The 23,638-nt window shown below is 68.2% G+C and carries 22 protein-coding genes; 15 read left to right on the top strand and 7 right to left on the bottom strand.

Annotation, left to right across the window (positions count from 1 at the left end; translation table 11 throughout):
• The first annotated feature begins 15 nt into the window (after positions 1–15).
• The 10 genes from D3H34_RS00480 to D3H34_RS00530 all read left to right on the top strand — a co-directional run bounded on the left by D3H34_RS00480 (position 16) and on the right by D3H34_RS00530 (position 9,947).
• Positions 16–1,551, top strand: a complete 1,536-nt coding sequence (locus tag D3H34_RS00480) for a sigma-54 interaction domain-containing protein (RefSeq protein ID WP_119551153.1) — start codon at positions 16–18, stop codon at positions 1,549–1,551.
• On the top strand, positions 1,548–1,814 hold the full coding sequence (locus D3H34_RS00485) for a hypothetical protein (protein ID WP_119551155.1): 267 nt from the start codon (positions 1,548–1,550) through the stop codon (positions 1,812–1,814). Before D3H34_RS00480 ends, D3H34_RS00485 begins: the two co-directional genes overlap by 4 nt.
• Before the next feature lie 156 nt (positions 1,815–1,970).
• The gene (locus tag D3H34_RS00490) at positions 1,971–3,158 is read left to right on the top strand and encodes a substrate-binding domain-containing protein (RefSeq protein ID WP_119551157.1); all 1,188 of its coding nucleotides are present in this window, start codon (positions 1,971–1,973) and stop codon (positions 3,156–3,158) included.
• Between the two features lie 168 nt (positions 3,159–3,326).
• Positions 3,327–4,802 carry an extracellular catalytic domain type 2 short-chain-length polyhydroxyalkanoate depolymerase gene (locus tag D3H34_RS00495; RefSeq protein ID WP_119551159.1) on the top strand — a complete coding sequence of 492 codons (1,476 nt, stop codon included), beginning with the start codon at positions 3,327–3,329 and terminating at the stop codon, positions 4,800–4,802.
• A gap of 47 nt (positions 4,803–4,849) precedes the next feature.
• Positions 4,850–5,614, top strand: coding sequence for an ABC transporter ATP-binding protein (locus tag D3H34_RS00500; RefSeq protein ID WP_119551161.1), 765 nt, complete (start codon positions 4,850–4,852; stop codon positions 5,612–5,614).
• Complete coding sequence (locus tag D3H34_RS00505) at positions 5,611–6,339, top strand: ABC transporter ATP-binding protein (RefSeq protein ID WP_119551163.1); 729 nt, start codon at positions 5,611–5,613, stop codon at positions 6,337–6,339. The genes D3H34_RS00500 and D3H34_RS00505 overlap by 4 nt, the downstream gene beginning before the upstream one ends.
• On the top strand, positions 6,336–7,316 hold the full coding sequence (locus D3H34_RS00510; RefSeq protein ID WP_119551165.1) for a branched-chain amino acid ABC transporter permease: 981 nt from the start codon (positions 6,336–6,338) through the stop codon (positions 7,314–7,316). Before D3H34_RS00505 ends, D3H34_RS00510 begins: the two co-directional genes overlap by 4 nt.
• 13 nt (positions 7,317–7,329) lie before the next feature.
• Complete coding sequence (locus D3H34_RS00515) at positions 7,330–8,397, top strand: branched-chain amino acid ABC transporter permease (RefSeq protein ID WP_119551167.1); 1,068 nt, start codon at positions 7,330–7,332, stop codon at positions 8,395–8,397.
• Positions 8,398–8,512: 115 nt separating this feature from the next.
• A complete protein-coding gene (locus D3H34_RS00525) occupies positions 8,513–9,388 on the top strand; it encodes an alpha/beta fold hydrolase (protein WP_119551169.1) in 876 nt (291 codons plus the stop codon).
• 52 nt (positions 9,389–9,440) lie between these two features.
• The gene (locus tag D3H34_RS00530) at positions 9,441–9,947 is read left to right on the top strand and encodes a DUF1993 domain-containing protein (RefSeq protein ID WP_101492919.1); all 507 of its coding nucleotides are present in this window, start codon (positions 9,441–9,443) and stop codon (positions 9,945–9,947) included.
• Between the two features lie 15 nt (positions 9,948–9,962).
• On the opposite strand, the gene D3H34_RS00535 is transcribed toward D3H34_RS00530, so the two are convergent.
• Positions 9,963–10,814 carry a class I SAM-dependent methyltransferase gene (locus tag D3H34_RS00535; RefSeq protein ID WP_119551171.1) on the bottom strand — a complete coding sequence of 284 codons (852 nt, stop codon included), beginning with the start codon at positions 10,812–10,814 and terminating at the stop codon, positions 9,963–9,965.
• A complete protein-coding gene (gene hemH, locus D3H34_RS00540; RefSeq protein ID WP_119551173.1) occupies positions 10,811–11,839 on the bottom strand; it encodes a ferrochelatase in 1,029 nt (342 codons plus the stop codon). The genes D3H34_RS00535 and hemH overlap by 4 nt, the downstream gene beginning before the upstream one ends.
• A 15-nt stretch (positions 11,840–11,854) precedes the next feature.
• On the opposite strand from hemH, the gene D3H34_RS00545 reads away from it, so the two are divergent.
• Positions 11,855–12,586: an HAD family hydrolase gene (locus D3H34_RS00545; protein ID WP_119551175.1), complete on the top strand. Its 732-nt coding sequence runs from the start codon at positions 11,855–11,857 to the stop codon at positions 12,584–12,586.
• 3 nt (positions 12,587–12,589) lie between these two features.
• Here the strand turns inward: D3H34_RS00545 and D3H34_RS00550 are convergent, their stop codons facing one another.
• The gene (locus D3H34_RS00550; RefSeq protein WP_119551177.1) at positions 12,590–12,895 is read right to left on the bottom strand and encodes an NIPSNAP family protein; all 306 of its coding nucleotides are present in this window, start codon (positions 12,893–12,895) and stop codon (positions 12,590–12,592) included.
• A gap of 120 nt (positions 12,896–13,015) precedes the next feature.
• Between D3H34_RS00550 and D3H34_RS00555 the strand changes: the two genes are divergently transcribed.
• A complete protein-coding gene (locus D3H34_RS00555; RefSeq protein WP_119551179.1) occupies positions 13,016–13,657 on the top strand; it encodes a LysE family translocator in 642 nt (213 codons plus the stop codon).
• A gap of 17 nt (positions 13,658–13,674) precedes the next feature.
• On the opposite strand, the gene D3H34_RS00560 is transcribed toward D3H34_RS00555, so the two are convergent.
• The 4 genes from D3H34_RS00560 to hpnC all read right to left on the bottom strand — a co-directional run bounded on the left by D3H34_RS00560 (position 13,675) and on the right by hpnC (position 17,141).
• Complete coding sequence (locus tag D3H34_RS00560; RefSeq protein WP_119551181.1) at positions 13,675–13,983, bottom strand: hypothetical protein; 309 nt, start codon at positions 13,981–13,983, stop codon at positions 13,675–13,677.
• Between the two features lie 11 nt (positions 13,984–13,994).
• Positions 13,995–15,260 (bottom strand): hydroxysqualene dehydroxylase HpnE, encoded by a 1,266-nt coding sequence (gene hpnE, locus D3H34_RS00565; RefSeq protein ID WP_119551183.1) that lies wholly within the window; start codon positions 15,258–15,260, stop codon positions 13,995–13,997.
• A 130-nt stretch (positions 15,261–15,390) separates the two neighbouring features.
• Positions 15,391–16,230, bottom strand: a complete 840-nt coding sequence (hpnD, locus tag D3H34_RS00570) for a presqualene diphosphate synthase HpnD (RefSeq protein ID WP_119551185.1) — start codon at positions 16,228–16,230, stop codon at positions 15,391–15,393.
• Complete coding sequence (gene hpnC, locus D3H34_RS00575) at positions 16,227–17,141, bottom strand: squalene synthase HpnC (protein WP_119551912.1); 915 nt, start codon at positions 17,139–17,141, stop codon at positions 16,227–16,229. The genes hpnD and hpnC overlap by 4 nt, the downstream gene beginning before the upstream one ends.
• Before the next feature lie 155 nt (positions 17,142–17,296).
• On the opposite strand from hpnC, the gene D3H34_RS00580 reads away from it, so the two are divergent.
• From D3H34_RS00580 to D3H34_RS00590, 3 genes are all read left to right on the top strand, one after another.
• A complete protein-coding gene (locus D3H34_RS00580) occupies positions 17,297–19,141 on the top strand; it encodes a potassium transporter Kup (RefSeq protein WP_119551187.1) in 1,845 nt (614 codons plus the stop codon).
• A 121-nt stretch (positions 19,142–19,262) separates the two neighbouring features.
• Positions 19,263–20,462: an efflux RND transporter periplasmic adaptor subunit gene (locus D3H34_RS00585; RefSeq protein WP_119551189.1), complete on the top strand. Its 1,200-nt coding sequence runs from the start codon at positions 19,263–19,265 to the stop codon at positions 20,460–20,462.
• Positions 20,459–23,623 (top strand): efflux RND transporter permease subunit, encoded by a 3,165-nt coding sequence (locus D3H34_RS00590; RefSeq protein ID WP_119551191.1) that lies wholly within the window; start codon positions 20,459–20,461, stop codon positions 23,621–23,623. Before D3H34_RS00585 ends, D3H34_RS00590 begins: the two co-directional genes overlap by 4 nt.
• Positions 23,624–23,638 lie beyond the last annotated feature (15 nt).

Genomic DNA, 23,638 nt, shown 5'->3' on the forward strand with positions numbered 1-23,638 from the left:
CGCTACGATCCCGCCATGTCCGCCGCTCCCACTGCCTCGCCCGCCTTGCCCCTCGACGCCGAGGGCATCCTCGCGCTCGCCGCGCGCTCGATGTTCCATCTGTTCTCGAGCATCAGCCAGGGCATGTTCCTGGTCGACCGCAGCGGGCGCATCGTCTGGGTGAACGAGGGCTACCGGCGTTTCCTGCCGGCGCTGGGCTTCTCGTCCATCGACGAGTTCATGGGCCACATGGTCGAGGACGTGATTCCCAACACCATGATGCGTCGCGTGCTGGAAACCGGCGAACCCATCCTCATCGACCTGCTGACCAACAAGGCCGGCACTTTCGTGGTCAGCCGCATCCCGCTGCGCGAAGAACGTGAAGACGGGGACCGTGGCCTGGGCGAAGTGATCGGCGCCATCGGCATCGTGCTGTTCGACCAGCCCGAGACCACGCTGCAGCCGCTCATCAGCAAGTTCGCGCTGCTGCAGCGCGACCTCGACGACGCCCGGCGCGAGCTGGCCAGCCAGCGCAACAACCCGCTGTACCAGCACGCGCCCGACGGCCAGCGCCGCTCCAAATACACCTTCGCGAGCTTCATCGGCAGCAGCCCGGCGGCCGTGGAAGTGAAGCGCCACGCGCGCCGCGCCGCGCAGTCCACCAGCCCGGTGCTGTTGCTCGGCGAGACCGGCACCGGCAAGGAACTGCTGGCGCATGCGATCCATGCGTCGTCCACGCGCGCCAAGGGCCAGTTCGTCAGCGTCAACATCGCGGCCGTGCCCGACACGCTGCTCGAGGCCGAGTTCTTCGGCTTCGCGCCCGGCGCCTTCACCGGTGCGGACAAGCGGGGGCGCGAAGGCAAGTTCAAGCTGGCCGACGGCGGGAGCCTCTTCCTCGACGAGATCGGCGACATGCCGCTGGGCCTGCAGGCCAAGCTGCTGCGCGCGTTGCAGGAAGGCGAGATCGAACCGCTGGGTTCGAACAAGCTGGTGCCCTTCGATGCGCGCGTGATCGCCGCCACCTCGCGCGACCTGCCCGAGCTGGTGCGGCGCGGCCTGTTCCGCGAAGACCTGTACTACCGCCTCAACGTGCTGCCGCTGCGCGTGCCGCCGCTGCGTGAGCGGCGCAGCGACATCCCGGCGCTGGTCGAGGCGCTGGGCGAGGACATGGCCCTGCGCAGCGGCGAGGCGCCGCCCGAACTCACGCCCGACGCGCTCGCACTGCTCGCCGGCCAGCACTGGCGCGGCAACATCCGCGAGTTGCGCAACGTGCTGGAACAGGTAACGATGCGCAGCGACTCGCAACGCATCGACGCGGCGCAGCTTGAACGCATCCTGCGCGAGGCGGGGCTGGACCAGATCGAGGCGCCCGATACCTCGCACAGCCTGCGCGATGTCGACCAGGAAGCCGAGCTGCTGCGGCCGCTGTCGCAGCAGGTGGCCGAACTGGAGCGCAAGGCGATCGCCGCCGCGCTGGAGAACACCGGCGGCAACAAGCTCGCGACCTCGCGGCTACTCGGCATCTCGCGCGCCACGCTGTACGAGCGCATGACCGGGATGGGACTCTCATGAGCGTCAAGGCACTGCGTTCCACATTCGGGCCAAACTGCCACTGGTGCGGCCTGCCGATGGACTTCGACGAACCGCACGGCCGGCCCGAGTCGGCCACCATCGAGCACCTGCTCGACGCCACGATGGGCGGCATGCGGCAGCCGAAGCACCGGCGCCTTGCCCACGCGGTGTGCAACCACACGCGCAACCAGTTGCGGCTGAAGGCCGAACGCGAGTTCGAAGAATGGCTCGCAACCCGTCGCGCCTCTGCTGGGAAACCCTGACTGATCAAAAGACAGTTGTCTGAAATTAAGACAATTCGAATGCACTGAAATCAGTCGAAATCGTGCGCTGCCGAATGAAGAAACGTTTGTTATCAATGGCTTAGCTGGGTGGCACGAACTGTGCAATATTCAGTCACCTTTTTCAGGAGACAAGAAATGCACCGTCGCCACCTCATCGCCCTGGCCGCCCTCGGCGCCACCGTTGCCGCCGCACCCGCCTGGGCCCAATCGAACGAGATCCGCATCGCCCACGTCTACAGCAAGACCGGCGCGCTGGAAGCCTACGGCAAGCAGACGCAGACCGGCCTGATGATGGGCCTGAACTACGCCACCGGCGGCACGATGATGATCAACGGCAAGAAGCTCGTGGTCCTCGAGAAGGACGACCAGGGCAAGCCGGACCTGGGCAAGTCGCTGCTGGCCGCCGCGTACTCCGACGACAAGGCCGCGCTCGCGGTCGGCCCGACCGCTTCGGGCGTGGCACTGGCCATGCTGCCGGTGGCCGAGGAATACAAGAAGATCCTGATCGTCGAGCCCGCCGTGGCCGATTCGATCACCGGCGACAAGTGGAACAAGTACATCTTCCGCACCGGCCGCAACTCGAGCCAGGACGCGATCTCCAACGCCGTGGCCATCGACAAGGCCGGCGTGACCGTCGCCACGCTGGCGCAGGACAACGCCTTCGGCCGTGACGGCGTGAAGGCCTTCGGCGCTGCGCTGAAGAAAGCCAAGCTCGCGCACGAGGAATACCTGCCGCCGACGACCACCGACTTCACGGCCGGCGCGCAGCGCCTGATCGACAAGCTGAAGGACCAGCCGGGCCGCAAGATCATCTGGATCGTCTGGGCCGGCGCGGGCAACCCGTTCAAGATCGTCGATCTCGACCTGAAGCGCTACGGCATCGAGATCGCCACCGGCGGCAACATCCTGCCGGCCATGGCGGCCTACAAGTCGCTGCCGGGCATGGAAGGCGCGGCGTACTACTACTTCGGCATCCCGAAGAACCCGGTGAACGAGGCGATGGTCGCGGCCCACTACAAGGAATTCAAGACGCCGCCGGACTTCTTCACGGCCGGCGGTTTCTCGGCCGCGATGGCGGTGGTGACGGCGCTGAAGAAGACCAACGGCGACACCAACACCAACAAGCTCATCAACACGATGGAAGGCATGAGCTTCGACACGCCCAAGGGCAAGATGACCTTCCGCAAGGAAGACCACCAGGCGATGCAGTCGATGTACCACTTCAAGATCAAGGCCGACCCCGCGTTCGCGTGGGGTGTGCCGGAGCTGGTGCACGAGATCAAGCCCGAGGAAATGGACATCCCGATCAAGAACAAGCGCTGATCGGTTCCCCACCTGCGCGGCGCTGAGCCGCCCCCGTTCCGCCCGGACTGGCCACCGGGCGAGCGCCAGCCTGCGCCTTTTTCGGCAAGGCGGCGTGACCATGTGACCAGGCCGATTCGTCAATCAGCAAGTGCAAGCGTTCGATACACAAACCAAAAGGAGACAGCGATGCCAGCGATGCGAAGGAATGTGATGTGGAAGGGGTGGGCCGCCGCGGCGGCCGTGGCGTGGGCGGCGCAGTCCGCGATGGCGGCGGTGCCGCTGCCGGCGCTCGGCGCCAATCCGGCGGAGGTCAGCGTGTCGGGCCTGTCGGCCGGCGGTTTCATGGCGGTGCAACTGCACGTGGCGTACTCGGCCACTTTCAAGCGCGGCGCGGGCGTCGTCGCCGGCGGCCCGTACTACTGCGCGGAGGGCTCGGTGCTCAACGCGACCGGGCGCTGCATGACGCACAGCACCAGCATCCCGGTCTCGACGCTCGTGAGCACCACCAACAGCTGGGCGGCCAGCGGCGCGATCGATCCGGTGTCGAACCTCACGGGCTCGAAGGTGTACCTGTTCTCGGGCACCTCCGACAACACCGTCAAGCAGGCGGTGATGGACGACCTGAAGACCTACTACCAGAGCTTCGTGCCGACCGCGAACACGGTCTACAAGAACAACATCGGCGCGGGCCACGCGATGGTCACCGACGACTACGGCGGCGCCTGCAGCACCACGGCCGCGCCGTACATCAACAACTGCGGCTTCGACCTCGCGGGCGACATCCTGCAGCACCTGTACGGACCGCTGAACGCGCGCAACAACGGCACGCTGGGCGGCACCTTCACCGAGTTCAACCAGGGCGAATTCGCCGGCGGCTCGGGCATGGCCGCCACCGGCTGGCTCTACACGCCCGCGGCCTGCGCCGCCGGCAGTGGCAACAGCTGCCGCGTGCACCTGGTGCTGCACGGCTGCAAGCAGAACTACACGGACGTCAGCGACCAGTACGTGAAGAAGACCGGCTACAACCGCTGGGCCGACACCAACAACATCATCCTGGTCTACCCGCAGACCAGCACCGCGGCCACCAACAGCTGCTGGGACTGGTGGGGCTACGGCAGCGTCAACTACGCCAAGAAGTCGGGCCCGCAGATGGCCGCGCTCAAGGCCATGATGAGCCGCCTGACCAGCGGCGGCGGGGGCGGCGGCTCGACGCTGCCGGCGCCGACCGGCGTGGGCACCTCGGGCGCGACCGCCAGCAGCATGGTGATCGGCTGGGCCGGCGTGACCGGCGCCACCGGCTACAACGTGTACCGCGGCGGCAGCAAGGTCAACGCCTCGGCCGTCACCGGCACGAGCTACACCGACACCGGCTTGGCGGCCTCCACCAGCTACAGCTGGACCGTGGCCGCGCTCGATGCCTCCAGTGCCGAAGGCGCGATGTCGTCGGCCGCCACCGGCACCACCACCGCGGGCGGCGGCGGCACGGGCGGCACCTGCTTCACGGCGAGCAACTACACGCACACCATGGCGGGGCGCGCCTATGCGCTGTATGGCTTGACCTATGCCTACGGCTCGGGCCAGTCCATGGGCCTGTGGAACATCTACGTGACGACGACGCTGAAGCAGACCGGCACCAACTACTACGTGGTCGGCACCTGCTGAAGGCGGGTGCGCCACCGACTTTTTCGATTCGCAAGGACCTATCCACAATGCTTGAGACCCGGGATCTGACCATCCGCTTCGGAGGGCACGTGGCCGTCAACAGCGTGAGCTGCGCATTCGCGCCGGGCACGCTGACGGCCATCGTCGGCCCCAACGGGGCGGGCAAGACCACTTACTTCAATCTGATCTCCGGGCAGCTCAAGGCCACGGCCGGCACGGTGTCGCTCGACGGGCAACCGTTGTCGCACCTGTCGCCGTCGGCGCGCACGCACGCCGGGCTGGGGCGCGCGTTCCAGCTCACCAACCTGTTTCCGAACCTCACGGTGCTGGAGAACGTGCGCCTGGCCGTGCAGGCCACGCGCGCTGGCGCGCACCGCCACGGGCTCAACCTGTGGAGCATCTGGAGCGACCACAAGGCGCTGACCGAGCGCGCGGACCAGATCCTGGCCGACGTCGCGCTGAAGGCGCGTGAGAACGACACGGTGGCCAGCCTGCCGCACGGCGACCAGCGCAAGCTCGAAGTGGCCCTGCTGATGGCGCTCGAACCCAAGGTCTTCATGTTCGACGAGCCCACGGCCGGCATGAACGCGGCCGAGGCGCCCGTCATCCTGGATTTGATCCGCAAGCTGAAGCAGGACAAGACCAAGACCATCCTGCTGGTTGAACACAAGATGGACGTGGTGCGCGAACTCGCGGACCGCATCATCGTCTTGCACAACGGCACGCTCGTCGCCGACGGCGACCCGGCCGAGGTGATCGCCTCGCCCGTGGTGCAGGAGGCCTACCTGGGCATCGCGAAGGAGGCCGCATGAGCGCCGAGAACCTCTTGACCCTCGAAGGCGTGCAGACGCACATCGGGGCTTACCACATCCTGCACGGCGTCGACCTCGCCGTGCCCAAGGGCCAGCTCACCATGCTGCTGGGCCGCAACGGCGCGGGCAAGACCACCACGCTGCGCACGATCATGGGCCTGTGGCATGCGTCGCAGGGCAGGGTGCGCTTCGGCGACACCGACATCACGGCGCTGAACACGCCGCAGATCGCCGGCCTGGGCATTGCCTACGTGCCCGAGAACATGGGCATCTTTTCCGACCTCACGGTCAAGGAGAACATGGTGCTGGCCGCGCGCGGCGCGAAGAACGCCGACGCCATCGACGACACGCGCCTGAAGTGGATCTTCAAGCTTTTCCCCGCGGTCGAGAAATTCTGGAACCACCCGGCGGGCAAGCTCTCGGGCGGGCAGAAGCAGATGCTGGCCGTGTCGCGCGCCATCGTCGAGCCGCGCCAGCTGCTGCTCATCGACGAGCCCAGCAAGGGCCTGGCGCCCGTGATGATCAACAACATGATCGAGGCCTTCGGCGAACTCAAGCGCAGCGGGGTCACGATCCTGCTGGTCGAACAGAACATCCACTTCGCCCAGCGCCTGGGCGACACCGTCGCGGTGATGGACAACGGCCGCGTGGTGCACAGCGGCTCGATGGCCGCGTTTTCCGCCGACGCGCAACTGCAGCAATCGCTGCTCGGACTCGCCCTATGAAACCAGACTTCGACTGGAAGCCGTTGCTTCTCGCTCCCATCCTCGCGCTCGTCGCGCTGCCGCTCACGGGCTCGGTCTCGACCTGGCTCACGCTCACGGTGGCGGGCCTGGCGATGGGCATGATCATCTTCATCATCGCCTCGGGCCTCACGCTGGTGTTCGGCCTGATGGACGTTCTGAACTTCGGCCACGGCGTGTTCATTGCCCTGGGTGCCTTCGTGGCCAGCAGCGTGCTCGGCCTCATGGGCGACTGGACCGGCTCGGGCGAGCTGTGGCGCAACCTCGTGGCCGTGTTCCCGGCCATGCTGGCCGCGATGGCGGTGGCCGGCGCCATCGGCTTCGCGTTCGAGCGCTTCATCGTGCGACCGGTGTACGGCCAGCACCTGAAGCAGATCCTCATCACGATGGGCGGCATGATCATCGGCGAGGAGCTCATCAAGGTGATCTGGGGCCCGGCGCAGATTCCGCTGCCGCTGCCCGAGGCGCTGCGCGGCTCGCTGCTGGTGGGCGATGCGGCCATCAGCAAGTACCGCCTGCTCGCGGTGGCCGTGGGCGTGGTGGTGTTCGGCGTGCTCGCCTGGACGCTGGGCCGCACCAAGATCGGCCTGCTCATTCGCGCCGGCGTGCAGGACCGCGAGATGGTCGAGTCGCTGGGCTACCGCATCGGGCGCCTGTTCGTCGGCGTGTTCGTGGTGGGCAGCGCGCTGGCCGGCCTGGGCGGCGTGATGTGGGGTCTGTTCCAGCAGAACCTGGTGCCGCAGATGGGCGCGCAGGTCAACGTGCTGATCTTCATCGTGATCATCATCGGCGGGCTGGGCTCGACCGGCGGGGCGCTGCTGGGCGCGCTGCTGGTGGGGCTGATGACCAACTACATCGGCTTCCTGCTGCCCACGCTCACGCAGTTCGCGAGCATCTTCCTCATGGTGGCCGTGCTGCTGTGGCGCCCGCAGGGCGTGTACCCCGTGGCGAACCGTTGAGGAGAAAGCCGTCATGTTCCTGAAACGACTTCTCTCCAACGACATGCCGAAGAGCCGCCTGCTGGCGCTGCTGCTGGTGGCGCTGTTCCTGGCGCTGGCGTTCGCGCCGTTCCTGTTCCCGGGCGTCAAGGCGCTCAGCGTCGCGGCCAAGATCCTGGTGTTCGTGGTGCTGGTGGCCAGCTTCGACCTGCTGCTGGGCTACACCGGCATCGTGAGCTTCGCGCACACGATGTTCTTCGGCATCGGGGCCTACGGCATCGCGATCTCGGCCTCGCGGATCGGGCCCGACTGGGGCGCGGTGCTGCTGGGTCTGGGCGCATCGCTCGCGATCTCGCTGGTGCTCTCGCTGGCCATCGGCCTCTTTTCGCTGCGGGTGCGCGCGATCTTCTTCGCGATGATCACGCTGGCCGTGGCCTCGGCCTTCCAGACGCTGGCCTCGCAGCTGTCGGACTTCACCGGCGGCGAAGACGGCCTGACCTTCAAGCTGCCCGAGCTGATCTCGCCGAGCTTCGAGTTCTCCGAAGAGCCCTTCCTCGGCGTCTCGCTCGACGGGCGCCTCCTGTGCTACTACCTGCTGTTCGTGGCGGCGGTGGTGCTGGTGCTGGCGATGCTGCGCATCGTGAACTCGCCCTTCGGCCGCGTGCTGCAGGCGATCCGCGAGAACGAGTTCCGTGCCGAGGCCATCGGCTACCGCGTGGTGGTGTATCGCACCACGGCGGCCGTGCTGTCGGCGCTGTTCGCCACGCTGGCCGGCGCGATGCTGGCGATCTGGCTGCGCTACAACGGCCCCGACACCTCGCTGAGCTTCGAGATCATGATCGACGTGCTGCTCATCGTGGTGATCGGCGGCATGGGCACGATCTACGGCGCGGCCATCGGTGCGGTGCTGTTCGTGATCGCGCAGAGTTACCTGCAGGACCTGCTGCGCATCGGCAACGAGGCCGCCAGCGGCCTGCCGTGGCTTGCGGCGCTGCTGTCGCCCGACCGCTGGCTGCTATGGCTGGGGCTGCTGTTCGTGCTCTCGGTCTACTACTTCCCGACCGGCATCGTCGGCAAGCTGCGGGCGAGGGCAGCAAGATGAGGCACACCCCCAGGCTTCGCGCACTTCGTGTCGCTTCTCCTACCCCCTTGCAGGGGGCCGTGCCCGCAGCCCGGCAAAGCCGGTTCTGTGGCACGCCTGAGCGAGACCTCCAAGCATGAGCACTCCTACTTCGCACTACGCCCAACTCGTGGGCCGTGAAATCCACTGGCTCGAATGGGGCGCCGCCAATGCCCCCGTGGTCATCGCCTGGCACGGCCTGGCGCGCACCAGCCGGGACATGGACGAGCTGGCGCAGCACTTCGCCGCGCGCGGCTTCCGCGTGATCTGCCCCGACACCCTGGGCCGTGGCCTGAGCCAGTGGAGCCCGGCGCCGGACGAGGAATACACGCTCGCGTTCTATGCGCGCCTCGCCAACGCGCTGTGCGACGAACTGCGGTTGGGCCGCGTGCACTGGGTCGGCACCTCGATGGGCGGCGCGATCGGCACGGTCTGCGCATCAGGCCTGTTCGAGCCGCGCATGAAGGCGCGCATCGCGAGTCTCACGCTGAACGACAACGCGCCGCAGCTCGCGCAGGCCGCCATCGAGCGCATCCGCGCCTATGCCGGCGACCCGCCGGCCTTCGATACGGTGGCCGAGCTGGAGGCCTTTTTCCGCACGGTCTACAAGCCCTACGGCTGGCTCAGCGACGCGCAGTGGCGCCGCCTGACCGAAAGTTCCACACGCCGCCTGGCCGACGGCCGCGTCACGCCGCACTACGACCCGGCGATGGTCAAGCAGTTCAGCGCACACGACAACGACTACCTGATCTGGCCGCACTACGACGTGATCGAGGCGCCGGTGCTGTGCCTGCGCGGTGCCGAGTCCGACCTGGTGCTGCCCGAGGTGATCGACGAGATGCACCGGCGCGGGCCGGGCGCGGCGGGGCGTCTGCAGGTGATCGAGGTGCCGGGCTGCGGCCACGCGCCCGCGCTCAACGTGCCGGAACAACTGGACCCGATCGAGGGGTTTATCCGCGGGGCCGGTCGCTGAGGGCGCGGCCGGATCACAATCCGGCCGACTTCAACTCCAAGATCACCTCGCCATGGCCCTCTCGATGTACGACCTGTCCGTGCCGGTTTTCACCCGCGGACTAGGGCAACTCACCCATCTGCTCGACAAGGGCCTTGCGCACGCGAAGGCCCAGGGCATCGATCCGGCGACGCTGGTCGATGCGCGGCTGGCGCCCGACATGCTCACGCTGGCCGGTCAGATCCAGCGCGCGAGCGATGCTTCGAAGCTGGGCACGGCGCGCATCGCGGGCATCACGGCCCCGAGCTTTCCCGACGAGGAAAAGACCTGGGACGACCTGCTGGCGCGCATCGTGAAGACGCAGGATTTCCTGGCGACCGTGGACCGCGCGCTCATCGACGGTCAGGAAGAACGCCCCGTGACCATCAAGGCCCGCGAAGGCGAGGCGCACTTCACCGCGCAGCGCTACCTGCTGCAGTTCGCGCTGCCGAACTTCTTCTTCCACGTGACCACCGCCTACGACGTGCTGCGCCACAAGGGCGTGCCCGTCGGCAAGATGGACTACCTCGGTCGCTTCTGACCGGGGCGGGGCGCTTCAGGCGCGGCATGCCGCCAGCGCGTACATCAGCGGAATGCGCGGCATGCCTTCGGGCGGCGCCATGCGTCGGCCGCCGAGGTCGCGCATGCCCTCGAAGGGCTTCCAGCCGTTGGTGTACGGGTATTCGTCGAAACGCTCGATGGTCAGGCCGGCCTGTGCCAGCGCGGTCGTCACCTGGCCCACGCCCCAGGTGAACTCGAAGCTCGGGTGCGGATTGCGGAAGTCCTGCACGCCGGGCATGGGGCTGTCAGCGGCGATGAGCCCGTCGCCCGATTCGGCCACGTAGTCGCCCACGCCTTCCTCGGGCACGGGCGCGGCGTTGAAGTAGTCGTAGTGGAACTTCCACTGCGGGTCGAACACCAGCGCGAACGGGTGGAACTCGACGATCACGAAGCGTCCGCCCGGCTTCAGCAACTGCGCCACGCCGCGCGCCCACGCGCCGAGGTCGGACAGCCAGCACAGCGTGCCGTACGAGCAGAACACGATGTCGTGGCGCTCACCGCGCGCGGCGGCGGCCTCGAAGTAGTCGTAGACGTCCGCACGTTCGAAGCGTGCCGCCACGCCCGATTCGGCCGAGAGCCGGGTGGCGAAGTCGATGGCCTCGTCGGAGATGTCGACGCCGGTCACGCGTGCGCCTCGGCGCGCGATGCTCAGGCTGTCCTGTCCCGCGTTGCACTGCAGGTGCAGCACCGAGAGGCCGTTCACGTCGCCAAGCAGGGCGGTCTCCTCGGGGAACAGCGTGGAGCCGCCTGCGCGGAAGAAGGCGGCCTGGTCGCCCTTGTGGCTGTTGTGCGCGACCGTGGCCGCGTTCCACGAGTGGCGATTGGCCTCGTGCAGTTCTTTCTTCATGGCGTCGTTTCTTGTCGTGTCGGCCAGCCCGCCAGGTGGCGTTCGGCAATGTTCGTGAGCGCGGTGATCCACGCCGGGCTGTCGTTGAGGCAGGGGATGTAGCCGAAGCGTTCGCCGCCCGCGTGCAGGAAGGCTTCGCGGCCTTCCATGGCGATCTCTTCGAGCGTCTCGAGGCAGTCGGCCGGGAAACCCGGGCACACCACGTCGACGTGCTTCACGCCGCTGGCGCCGAGTTCGCGCAGCGTCGGCTCGGTGTAGGGCTCCAGCCACTTCGCGCGGCCAAAGCGCGACTGGAAGGTCGTGCGGTACTGCGTGGATGCAAGGCCCAGCCGCGCCGCGAGCAGGCGCGCGGTTTCGAGGCACTGCGCTTCGTAGGGGTCGCCGAGCGCGATGTTGCGCGCGGGGATGCCGTGGAAGCTCATCACCAGCAGCTCTCCGCGGCCCTCGGTCTTCCAGTGCTTCTCGATGCCCTGCGCCAGCGCTTCGATGTAGGCCGGGTTGTCGTGGTAGTCGTTGACGAAGCGGAACTCGGGCACGCGGCGCTGGCGGCGGCTCCATGCATTCACCGCGTCGATCACGCTGGCCGTGGTGGTCGCCGAGTACTGCGGGTAGGCCTGCAGCACCAGCACGCGCGTCGCGCCTTCGGCCTGCAGCGCGTCGAGCCGCGAGGCGATCGACGGGCTGGCGTAGCGCATCGCATCGCGCACCGTCACGCGGTGGCCGCGTTCGCCGAGCCAGCCGGCCAGCAGCGTGGCCTGTTTCTGCGTCCAGACCTTGAGCGGGGAGCCTTCGGGCATCCAGATGCTGGCGTACTTCGCGGCCGACTTGGCGGGCCGCGTGCGCAGGATGATGCCGTGCAGGATCAGCGCCCACAGCGCCTTCGGGATCTCGACCACGCGCGGGTCGCCCAGGAAGTCGGCGAGGTAGGGGCGCACCGCGGCGGCGGTGGGCGCATCGGGCGAGCCGAGGTTGCACCAGAGCACGGCGGTGCGGTCGTTGTTGCTGTTCTTGGGGGCGAGAGGCATGCGATATTCTCGGGCATGGCTTCCGCTTCCCCCGCGCCCATCGGCGCCACGCCGCTCGACGTCTCGCGCATCGCCGCGATCTCGCTCGACCTTGACGACACCCTGTGGCCGATCTGGCCGACCATCGAACGCGCCGAGCGCGTGCTGCACGAATGGCTGCTGCGCGAGGCGCCCAAGACCGCGTCGCTATTGCTCACGCCGGGCGTGCTGCGCGAGCTGCGCGAAGCCACCGCCAAGGAGCGCTCCGACCTCGCGCACGACCTGAGCGCGCTGCGCCGCGAGTCGATCCGCACGGCCCTCACACGCGCGGGCGAAGACCCGGCGCTGGCCGATCCGGCCTTCGATGCCTTCTTCGAAGAGCGCCAGCGCGTCACGCTGTACGACGACGCCTTGCCCGCGCTCAAGTGGCTCAGCGAGCGCTACCCGCTGGTGGCGGTCTCGAACGGCAATGCCAGCATCCACAAGACCGGCGTCGGCCGGTGGTTCCGCACCGCCTTCAATGCGCGCGACTTCGGCAGCGGCAAGCCGCATGCGCCGATCTTCCGCGCCGCCGCGGCCTCGGTCGGCCTGTTGCCGAAAGACGTGCTGCACGTGGGCGACGACGCGGCGCTCGACGTAGTGGGCGCGCTCAATGCCGGCATGCAGGCCGCATGGCTGGTGCGCGACGAGCGCCCGTGGGAGCACGGCGCGCGGCCGCAGCTGATCGTGCCCAACCTGCACGCGCTGTGCATCGCGTTGGGCGCCTGAAGGTCAGCGGAACACCGGACGGAAGAAGCTGCGTTCGTAGCTGACGATGCAGCGGGTTTCTTCTGCGTACTTGAATGCGGCCTGGCAGTCGGCGTCCAGCATGGAATCGGCGCGGTACTTCTCGTAAGTCGCCAGGCTGGGAAAGCTGAACATCGCCAGCGCCACGTTGTTCGCGCCTTCCGACGGCAGGAAGTAGCCGTGGTGCTGGCCGCCGAACTTCTCGACCAACGGAATCCAGAGCTTGTCGTAGTGCTCGAATTCCTTGAGCTTGAACGGATCGACGATGTAGCGCAGGTAGCAGGTGATCATGGGTGAGGAGCGTCAAGGGACTATCGGCGCGGCCTCAGCGGCGCGCGGCTGCCCGGACTATAGTTTTGCGGCCGCCTCCTTTCACTGCTTTCTTCGTCGCGTCCACGCGAATTTCCTCCCATGCATCTCTCCACCTGGCTCCTCTTTTGTGGCGTGACCCTGGTCGTCGCCTTCACGCCCGGCCCGGCCGTGCTGCTCGCGGTCTCGAATGCGATCTCCGTCGGCCCGCGCCGCGCGATGATCAGCTCGCTGGGCAACGCCTGCGGCCTGTTCCTGGTCTCGGCCGCCGCGATGGGCGGACTCGGCGTGGTGCTCAACACCTCGGCCACGGCCTTCATGGTGCTGAAGGTGGCGGGCGCGGGCTACCTCGTGTACCTGGGCATCCGGCAATGGCGCAGCCGCACGAGCGTGTTCGCCGAGCTGCAACCCTCGGCCACGCCGGCACCTTCGCGTTCCGCGCGCCGGCTGTTCGGGCACGGCGTGACGGTGGCGCTGACCAACCCCAAGGGCATCCTGTTCTTCTCGGCGCTGTTCCCGCAGTTCCTCACGCACGACGCGCCGATCCTCACGCAGTTCGCCGTGCTCACGACCACCTTCGCGGCCGGCTCGGTGCTGGCGCATGGGTCGTATGTGCTGCTGGCGCGCCTGCTGAAGAAGCAGTTCGCGAATCCGAAGCGCGCGCAGCTTTTCAACCGCGTGTCGGGCGGCGCCTTCGTGCTGCTGGGCCTGAGCTTGCTGCGCCTGCGCAACAAGACGGCTTGAGAAGGCCACCGACTTTTTCAGTCGAGCCCGAAACGCTCGCGCAGCGCCGCGCAGAAGTCGGCGGTGCCGCTGAGCGAGAGCGTGAGGGTGTCCAGGCGCGGGTTGTCTTCCCGCGTGCGCTGCACGTCGCAGTCCCACATCGCCCCATCGTCGAGCGCGCCACGCGTGCCGGGGAACGTGGCCTCGGCCCAGGCGAGCACCTGCGCGATCTCGGCTTCCACCTCGGGCGTGCGCTCGGGCGGGGTCGAGGCCATGGCGTCGAAGGTGCCGTGGTCTTCGGTGTCTTCGCTGTAGTCGAAATCGAGGTAGCGCAGGGTCGTGGACATGGGGTCAGGGATCACGGCGTGGCCAGCGAGCGCCCGACGGCCAGTCCGTTGAGGATGGCGCCTTCGAGCGTGGCGGGATAGGGGCCTTCGGTGTAGTCGCCGCAGGCCTGCAGTCCCGGCGCGATGGCGGCCGGCGGGCGTGCGAGGCCGGGCGTGCAGGCGAAGGTGGCGCGCTTTTCGACGACGGTCTGGATCGGTGTCAGGCCCGGTTGGCCGAGCTGGATGCCGGCTTGCGCGAGCACCTGCCTTTCGAGCGTCTCGCGCGGCGTCTCGTTCGCGCTCACGACGAAGGCGAGTACGCCGGCCGGGCCACCGAGCTGGCCGCGATCGAACACGAACTGGGCCGGCGCGCTGCCCGGCTGGCTGCGCAGCGCGAGCATCGGCTCGGCCAGCGGTGCCGCGCCGCGCACGTAGACCGTGGCGATCGCCTCGAAACGCAGGGCTTCGGTGACGTTGCACCAGCGCGAGGCGGCCGGCAAACCGGTGGCGCGCACGAGCCGCGCGGCATCCCAGGGGGCACAGGCGAGCACTGCCTGGTCGAACAGGTCGTCGTCGACGCGCCACTTGTCGTCTTCGGGTGCGATGGCGCGCACGCGGTGCCCGATGCGTGTGGTGGCGCCGTGCCGCGCGAGCCACGCCAGCGCCGCGTCGGGCAGCAGGGCGCCGAGGTCGACGCGCGGCAGCAGCAGGTCGGCGCCGCCGCGACCGCTGAACAGCGCGTCGTGCAGCACCCGCAGGAACACCTGTCCGCTGGACTGCGGCACGGGCGTGTTGAGCGCCGAGACGCACAGCGGCTCGATCAGCTCCTGCATCACGCGCGGCGTGAGGCCGGCGCACAGCGTGGCGACGCTGGTGCCGGGCGCGCAGCGAAAACCCGCGAGGCGCCAGCGTACGGCGGTGGACAGCAGCGAGGTCTTGTCGCGCCAGGTCCAGCCGCGCGCGGTGAAGATGCCGATCAGCAGATCCAGCGGCGGCGGCTTGCCCGCAGGCAGCTGCAGCCCGCCGCCGTCGGCAAAGCGTAGCGAGAGCGGCAGGCGCTGAAGGGCGGTTTCGACATCCACGCCCACGTCGCGCATGAGGGCCAGCGTGGCGGTGTAGGCGCCGATCAGGATGTGCTGACCGTTGTCGAGCGCCATGCCGTGCATGTGATCGACCCGCCGTGCCCGCCCGCCGGCCATCGGCGCAGCTTCGAACAGGGTGACGGCGTGGCCCAGGCGCGTGGCCTCGACGGCGCAGGCGAGGCCGGCCCAGCCGGCGCCGATGACGGCGAGCCTCATGGGCTGCGCGGACGCGGCTGTAGGGCGTCGTGTACAGGAACACCGAGGAACCAGCTTTGCCGGGCCTCAGGTGTTGCCCCCGGTAGGGGGTTGGCGAAGCGACACGAAGTGCGCGTAGCCTGGGGGGGAGTCATATCCTGCCGAGGGCTTGGACTTTCCACGCGAGCCACAGCTTACGCACCGGCGTCAGGCTGATGCGCTGATTGAGCACCTGGAAGTCGTCGCGTTCGATCTCGCGCAGCAGCGTGCGGTAGATGCTGGCCATCATCAGGCCGGGCTTCTGGGCGCGGCGGTCGGCCATCGGGAGCAGGGCCAGCGCTTCGTCGTAGGCGGCGTGGGCGCGCTGGGCCTGGAATTTCATGAGCGCGACAAAGCGATCGGAATGCACGCGGTTGAGGATCTCGTGCGCCTTCACGTCGAACTGCTGAAGCTCGTTGACCGGCAGGTAGATGCGTCCGCGCAGCGCGTCTTCGCCGACGTCGCGCAGGATGTTGGTGAGCTGCAGCGCGAGGCCGAGCTTGTGGGCATAGGCGGTGGTCTGCGGATCGGTCTGGCCGAAGATGCGCGCCGCGACTTCGCCGACGACGCCGGCCACGAGGTGGCAGTAGCGCGCCAGGCCGGTGAAGTCGAGGTAGCGGGTCTGGTCCAGGTCCATCTGGCAGCCATCGATGATCTCGTTGAGCTGTCGTGCCTCGATGCCGTAGGTGGCTGCATGCGGCATGAGCGCCTGCATGACGGGGTGGCGCGGCGTGCCGGCGAATGCCTGGGCCACCTCGGTGCGCCACCAGGCGAGCTTGGTGGCGGCCACGCCGGGGTCGGAGACCTCGTCGACCACGTCGTCGACCTCGCGGCAGAAGGCATAGAAAGCCGTGATCGCTGCGCGGCGCGGCTTGGGCAGGAACAGGAAGGCGTAATAGAAACTGCTGCCCGAAGCGGCGGCCTTGTCTTGCACGTATTGCTCGGGATTCATCGGGGAGGCGCTGCTTTCATGGGCCGTGATTGTCTCCGCATCCGCCATGCTTTCCAGAGCAGCACGGGCGCGTCGGCCTTGCCGACGGTGGGGCGCTGCGAGAAGGTGTCGAAGCCCAGGTCCTCGATCTTGTCGAGGATGCGCAGGCCGCCCTGGACGACGAGGCGCAGCTCCCAGCCCACGCGGCCCGGCAGGCGATGCACGAGCGGGGCGCCCTCGGTCATGAGTTCGCGGGCCCAGTACGCCACCACCGCTATCAGATTGATAGCTTCCTGCGGCGGTGGCGCAGACGACAACGGCTCGAAGACCTTGAAGTGCTCCGACGTCAGGCCGCGCCGCGCGCAGTCGGTGCGCGGAAAGTAGAAGCGTCCGCGCGGCAGGTCGACGCTCGGGTCCTGCCAGAAGTTGATGAGTTGCAGCGCGCTACAGATGGCGTCGCTCTGGGACAGCGCTTCCTCGTCGTTCACGCCGTACAGGTGCAGCAGCAGCCGACCGACCGGATTGGCGGAGCGCCGGCAGTAGTCGAGCAGTTCGGCGCGGTCGGCATAGGTGCTTCGGTCGCGGGTCTTCTCGATGTCCTGCATGAAGGCGCTGAGCAGGTCGGCGAGCAGGGCTTCGGGCAGGCGGTGCTGGGCGATGGCCCAGGCCAGCGGGCCGAACACGTGGGGCCAGCGCGAGTCGGGCGGCACTTCGTTGCGCGCGGCGGCGGCCAGTTCCTCACGGTAGGCGCGCAGCTCGGCCAGGCGCGCATCGGGCGAGGCATCGCCCTCGTCGGCGATGTCGTCGGCGGTGCGCGCGAAGTGGTAGATCGCGGCGATGGGCGGGCGCAGGTGGGGCGGGCACAGCCACGAGGCGACCGGGAAGTTCTCGTAGTGGGCCGGCGGCGCGGCAAGGTGGGGAGTGGCGGACACGCCACGATTGTCCGCGACGTCATGTCCGGGCACTATGCTCGTGGCGTCGCCACTTTCCATCTCTTTCGCCCATGACGATGAAAGCAACTGCCGCGGCTTCCGGGACTCCGCTTCCCGCTTCGGGCGACACGGCGCATCCGGCCGGGCCGGGTCTGATGATCGCGGCGCTGGGCGTCGTCTTCGGCGACATCGGCACTTCGCCGCTGTACGCCTTCAAGGAGACGATGAACCCCGAGCACGGCGTGCCGTTCTCGCCGGACGCGGTGCTGGGACTGCTGTCGCTGATCTTCTGGGGCCTGATGTTCGTGGTGACGCTCAAGTACGTGGTGTTCGTGCTGCGCGCCGACCACGACGGTGAGGGCGGCATCCTGGCGCTGCAGGCGCTGGCGCGCAATGCGGTCTCGGGGCCGAAGACCAAGCCCTGGGTCTGGAGCGCCATCGGCACGCTGGGCCTCGTGGGCGCGGCGATGTTCTACGGCGACAGCCTGATCACGCCGGCGATCTCGGTGCTGTCGGCGGTCGAGGGCCTGGAGGTGCAGGCGCCGGTGCTGCAGCGCGCGGTGATCCCGATCACGGTGGCGATCCTCATCGGGCTGTTCATGGTGCAGAAGAAGGGCACGGGCGTGGTCGGCAAGATCTTCGGGCCGGTGATGCTGCTGTGGTTCCTGGTGCTGGGCGTGGCCGGGCTCTGGCAAGTGCTGCAGCAGCCGCAGGTGCTGGCGGCGCTCGATCCGCGCCGGGCGGCGGGCTTCCTGATCGAGCACCGGGCGCAGTCGCTGGCGGTGCTGGGCGCGGTGTTCCTGGCGTTCACGGGCGGCGAGGCGCTGTATGCCGACATGGGGCACTTCGGCGCCAGACCGATCCGGCTGGCATGGCTGTTCATCGCGCTGCCGGGGCTGGTGCTGAACTACTTCGGGCAGGGCGCGCTGGTGCTGGCGAACCCGGCGGCCATCGACAACCCGTTCTTCCGGCTCTTCCCGTCGTGGGGCGTGCTGCCGATGGTGGTGCTGGCGGCCATGGCGACGGTGATCGCCTCGCAGGCGGTGATCTCGGGGGCGTTTTCGCTCACGGCGCAGGCGATGCGCATGGGCTACCTGCCGCGCATGCGTGTCGTGCAGACCTCGGGCACAGCCATCGGGCAGATCTACGTGCCGGCGGTCAATTGGCTCTTGATGGTGGGCGTGCTGCTGCTGGTGCTGGGCTTCCGCAGTTCGGGGGCGCTGTCGGCGGCCTATGGCATCGCCGTGTCGATCACGATGGTGACCACAACCCTGCTGGCCGGCATCGTGGCCTGGGGTCTCTGGCGCTGGAACAAGGTGGCGGTGGTGGTCGGCGTGCTGGCCTTCGCGGTGGTCGACCTGACCTTCGTGGTGTCCAACAGCCTGAAGGTGGCCGAGGGCGGCTGGCTCACGCTGGCGGTGGCGGTCGGGGTGATGGTGCTCTTCACCACCTGGGCCAAGGGCCGGCGTCTGGGCCTGGAAGCGGCGGCAGCCGACAGTTTGCCGCTGCGGCCCTTCGTCGAGTCGCTGGCGCTGCACATGCCGCACCGGGTGAGCGGCACGGCGGTGTTCCTCAACCCCGACGCGACGGCGGTGCCCCACGCGCTGCTGCACAACCTGAAGCACAACCAGGTGCTGCACGACCAGGTGATCGTGCTGCGTGTGCTGTCGTGCGACACGCCGCGCGTGGACGCCCGCGAGCGCATCGAGGCCGAGCAGCTGATGGCGGGCATCTGGGTCGTCACCGCGCGCCACGGCTTCATGGAGCGGCCCGATGTGCCCGAGTTCATCCGCATCCTGGCCTACCAGAAGACCCTGGCCATCGATTCGATGAAGACCTCGTACTTCGTCTCCCGTGCCTCGGTGGGCGAGGAGAACCTGCCGGGCATGAACCCGGTGCGACGGGTGCTGTTCGGCTGGCTGCAGCGCAACGCGGGCCGGGCATCCGATTACTTCGAGCTTCCCGACAACCGGCTGGTCGAAATGGGGCAGAGAACCTAGCGCTGACACTGCTGTCGACAGGGTCAACTGACCGGCGGGTCATTGACACTGTTTAACGTTTACCCTAGATTACTAACCGGTGGGTCATTAATGGCCCGATTCCTCTTTTCTTGGGTGTCTCATGACCGCCTCCGCCGCCTCACTCCGTGCCCGCAGCGCCGCTTGGCTGCTGCTTCCCGCCATCTTCCTGGCCGGCTGTTCGCCGAAACCGCCCGCCCAGGAGCCCGTGAGGGCGGTCAAGTTCGTGACCGTCGGCACCAGCGACTACGACGCCCAGCCCGAGTTCTCGGCCGAGGTGCGCGCGCGCGTCGAGTCGCGCCTGGGCTTCCGGGTGGGCGGCAAGATCACCCGGCGCCAGGCCGAACTCGGCCAGCACGTGCAGGCCGGCCAGGTGCTGGCGCAGCTCGATCCGCAGGACTACCGCCTGGCCGCCGAGGCCGCCCGCGCCCAGCAGGCCGCCGCGCAGACCAACCGCGACCTCGCGGCCGCCGACCTGAAGCGCTACACCGAGCTGCGTTCGCAGAACTTCATCAGCGGCGCCGAACTGGAACGCCGCGAAACCACATGGAAAGCCGCGCAGGCGCAGCTCGAACAGGCGCAGGCGCAGCTGGCCTCGCAAGGCAATCAGGCCAGCTACACGACGCTGGTGGCCGACGTGGCGGGCGTCATCACCGCCATCGAGGCCGAGCCGGGCCAGGTGGTGCAGGCCGGCACGCCGGTCGTGCGCATCGCCCAGGACGGCGCGCGTGACGTGGTGTTCGCGGTGCCTGAAGACCGCGCTGCATTGATCAAGCCCGGTTCGCCGGTCGCGGTGCGCGGCTGGTCCGGCGGCGAGGTGCTGCAGGGCAAGGTGCGCGAGGTGGCGGCCAGTGCCGACGCGGTCACGCGCACCTATTCGGTCAAGGTGTCGATCGACGCTGCGACCTCGCCGGCGCTCGGCGCCACGGTGTACGCCCGGCCACAGGCCCTAGCGCGCACCGACGTCGCGGTGATCAAGCTGCCGACCAGCGCGCTGCGCCAGGAAGGCAAGGGCTCGGCGGTCTGGGTGCTCGACAAGGACACCATGACCGTGCGTTCGCAGCCGGTGCAGGTGGTCACGGCCGACGGCAATGAAGCGGTGATCGGCTCGGGCCTGGCGCCCGGCGTGATGGTCGTGGCCGCGGGCGTGCACGTGCTGTCGCCGGGGCAGAAGGTCACGATCTACCAGTCGAAGGAGGCCATGGCGGCCGCCGCGAACGACAGGCAACAGGCGCAGTCGCAGCAGGCCGTCGAGGCCGTGGCCGCGACGAAGAAGGAGATCGCAACGGGTGCCGCCAAATGACGGAAGGCCCCGCAACTCCCGCGAACCCTGAAACCCCTGGGCACAAACCCGCCGGCTTCAATCTTTCCAAATGGGCGCTGGACCATGCGCCGCTCACGCGCTACCTGATGGTGGTGCTGATGGTGCTGGGCGCGTTCGCGTACTTCCAGCTCGGCCAGGACGAAGACCCGCCGTTCACTTTCCGCGCGATGGTGGTGCGCACCTACTGGCCCGGCGCGACCGTACAGCAGGTGGCCGAGCAGGTCACCGACAAGCTGGAGCGCACGCTGCAGGAGGCGCCGTACGCCGACAAGATCCGCAGCTATTCCAAGCCGGGCGAGTCGCAGATCATTTTCCAGATCAAGGATTCGTCGAAGGCCACCGAGGTGGCCAACGTCTGGTACACGGTGCGCAAGAAGATCGGCGACATGCGCGCGACCTTGCCCGCAGGCGTGCAGGGGCCGTTCTTCAATGACGATTTCGGCGACGTCTACGGCGTGATCTACGCGCTGGAGAGCGAGGGCTTCAGCTACGCCGAACTCAAGACGTTGGCCGACGACGTGCGCCAGCAGCTGCTGCGCGTGAAGGACGTGGCCAAAGTCGACCAGTTCGGCGTGCAGGACGAGAAGGTCTTCATCGAGATATCGCAGAAGCGCCTGGCCCAGTTGGGGCTCGACTTCAACGCCGTGCTGCAGCAGCTCGGCTCGCAGAACGCGGTCGAAAGCGCCGGCACGATCCAGTCGCCGCTCGACGTGGTGCAGGTGCGCGTGGGCGGCCAGTTCACCAGCGTCGAGCAGCTGCGCGAAATGCCGATTCGCGGCAGCTCGGGCAACCAGATCAAGCTCGGCGACATCGCGGAGATTCGCCGCGGTTATGTCGACCCGCCGGCCGTGAAGGTGCACCACCAGGGCAAGGAAGTGATCGCGCTGGGCGTCTCGATGGCCAAGGGCGGCGACATCATTGCGCTGGGCAAGGCGCTGAAGGCGACCACCGCCACCATCGACCAGCGCCTGCCGGCCGGCGTGAAGCTGGCGCAGGTGCAGGACCAGCCGGTGTCGGTGGCCAGCTCGGTCAACGAGTTCGTGGGCGTGCTCATCGAGGCCGTGGCCATCGTGCTGGCCGTGAGCATCATCGCGCTCGGCCTGCACAAGGGCGGGCGCTTCGGCTGGTACATCGACATGCGCCCGGGGCTGGTGGTGGCCATCACCATCCCGCTGGTGCTGGCCGTGACCTTCCTGGCGATGAACTACTTCGGCATCGGGCTGCACAAGATATCGCTGGGCTCGCTCATCATCGCGCTGGGCCTGCTGGTGGACGACGCCATCATCGCGGTCGAGATGATGGTGCGGAAGATGGAGGAGGGCTACGACAAGGTCCGCGCCGCCACTTTCGCCTACGACGTCACGGCCAAGCCGATGCTCACCGGCACGCTCATCACGGCGGCCGGCTTCCTGCCCATCGGCATCGCCAAGTCGGTGACGGGCGAATACACCTTCGCGATCTTCGCGGTGACGGTGATTGCGCTGGTGCTGTCGTGGATCGTGTCGGTGTACTTCGTGCCGTACCTGGGCACGCTGCTGCTCAAGGTGAAGCCGCACGACCCCGACGCGCCGCCGCACGAGCTGTTCGACACGCCGTTCTACAACAGCTTCCGCCGCGCAGTGAACTGGTGCGTCCAGCATCGCTGGCTGACCATCGGCGCCACCGTGCTGATCTTCGCGCTCGGCATCTTCGGCATGGGCAAGGTGCAGCAGCAGTTCTTCCCCGATTCGAGTCGGCCTGAGATCATGGTGGACATCTGGTTCCCTGAAGGCACCTCGTTCGCCGCGAACGAGGAGGTGGCCAAGCGCGTCGAGCAGCGCGTGATGAAGGAAGAGGGCGTGAAGACCGTCAGCACCTGGATCGGCTCCGGCGTGCCGCGCTTCTACCTGCCGCTGGATCAGGTGTTCCCGCAGACCAACGTGTCGCAGCTGATCGTGCTGGCCAAGGACCTGAAGGTGCGCGAAACGCTGCGACTGCGCCTGCCGGCGATACTGGCCGAAGAGTTCCCCGAGGTACGCGGCCGCGTCAAGCTGCTGCCCAACGGCCCGCCGGTGCCGTACCCGGTGCAGTTCCGCGTGATCGGCACCGAGCCCGCACAGCTGCGCGCGCGCGCCGACGAGGTGAAGGCCGTGTTGCGCGAGAACGCCAACATGCGCGGCGTGAACGACAACTGGAACGAGTCGGTCAAGGTGATCCGCCTCGAAATCGACCAGGCCAAGGCGCGCGCGCTCGGCGTGACCAGCCAAGCCATCGCCCAGGCTTCGCGCACCATGTTCAGCGGCACCACGGTCGGCCAGTACCGCGAGAACGACCTGCTGATCGACATCGTGCTGCGGCAGTCGGCCGACGAGCGCGAGGCCATCTCGGACATCGGCAATGCCTACATCCCGACCAGCACGGGTCGTTCGATCCCGCTCACGCAGATCGCCCGGCCGGTGTTCACCTGGGAGCCCGGCGTGATGTGGCGCGAGAACCGCGACTACGCGATCACCGTGCAGGGCGACGTGGTGGAAGGCCTGCAGGGCGCCACCGTGACCGAACAGCTGCTGCCCAGGCTGCGCGAGCTCGAAGCCGGCTGGCATGCGGCCGGGCAGGGCGGTTACCGCATCGAGGTGGCCGGCGCGGTCGAGGAAAGCAGCAAGGGCTCGGCTTCGATCGTGGCCGGCGTGCCGATCATGCTGTTCCTGGTGTTCACGCTCTTGATGCTGCAGCTGCACAGCTTCAGCCGCTCGCTGCTGGTGTTCATCACCGGCCCGATGGGCATCGCCGGCGTGGCCGCCGCGCTGCTGCTGCTGAACCGGCCCTTCGGCTTCGTGGCGCTGCTCGGCGTGATCGCGCTCATGGGCATGATCCAGCGCAACGCCGTGATCCTGATCGACCAGATCGAGATCGATCGCGCGGCCGGTGTTCCGGCCTGGGACGCGATCGTCGAATCGGCCGTGCGGCGGCTGCGACCCATCGTGCTGACCGCCGCGGCGGCGGTGCTGGCGATGATTCCGCTGTCGCGCAGCGTGTTCTGGGGCCCGATGGCCGTGGCCATCATGGGCGGGCTGATCGTGGCCACGGTGCTGACGCTGCTGGCGCTGCCGGCGATGTATGCGGCGGCGTTCCGCATCAAGCGGGAGCCGCAAGCCGCCTGAGAAAAGGCACTTTCA

The sequence above is a fragment of the Acidovorax cavernicola genome (genome assembly GCF_003581445.1).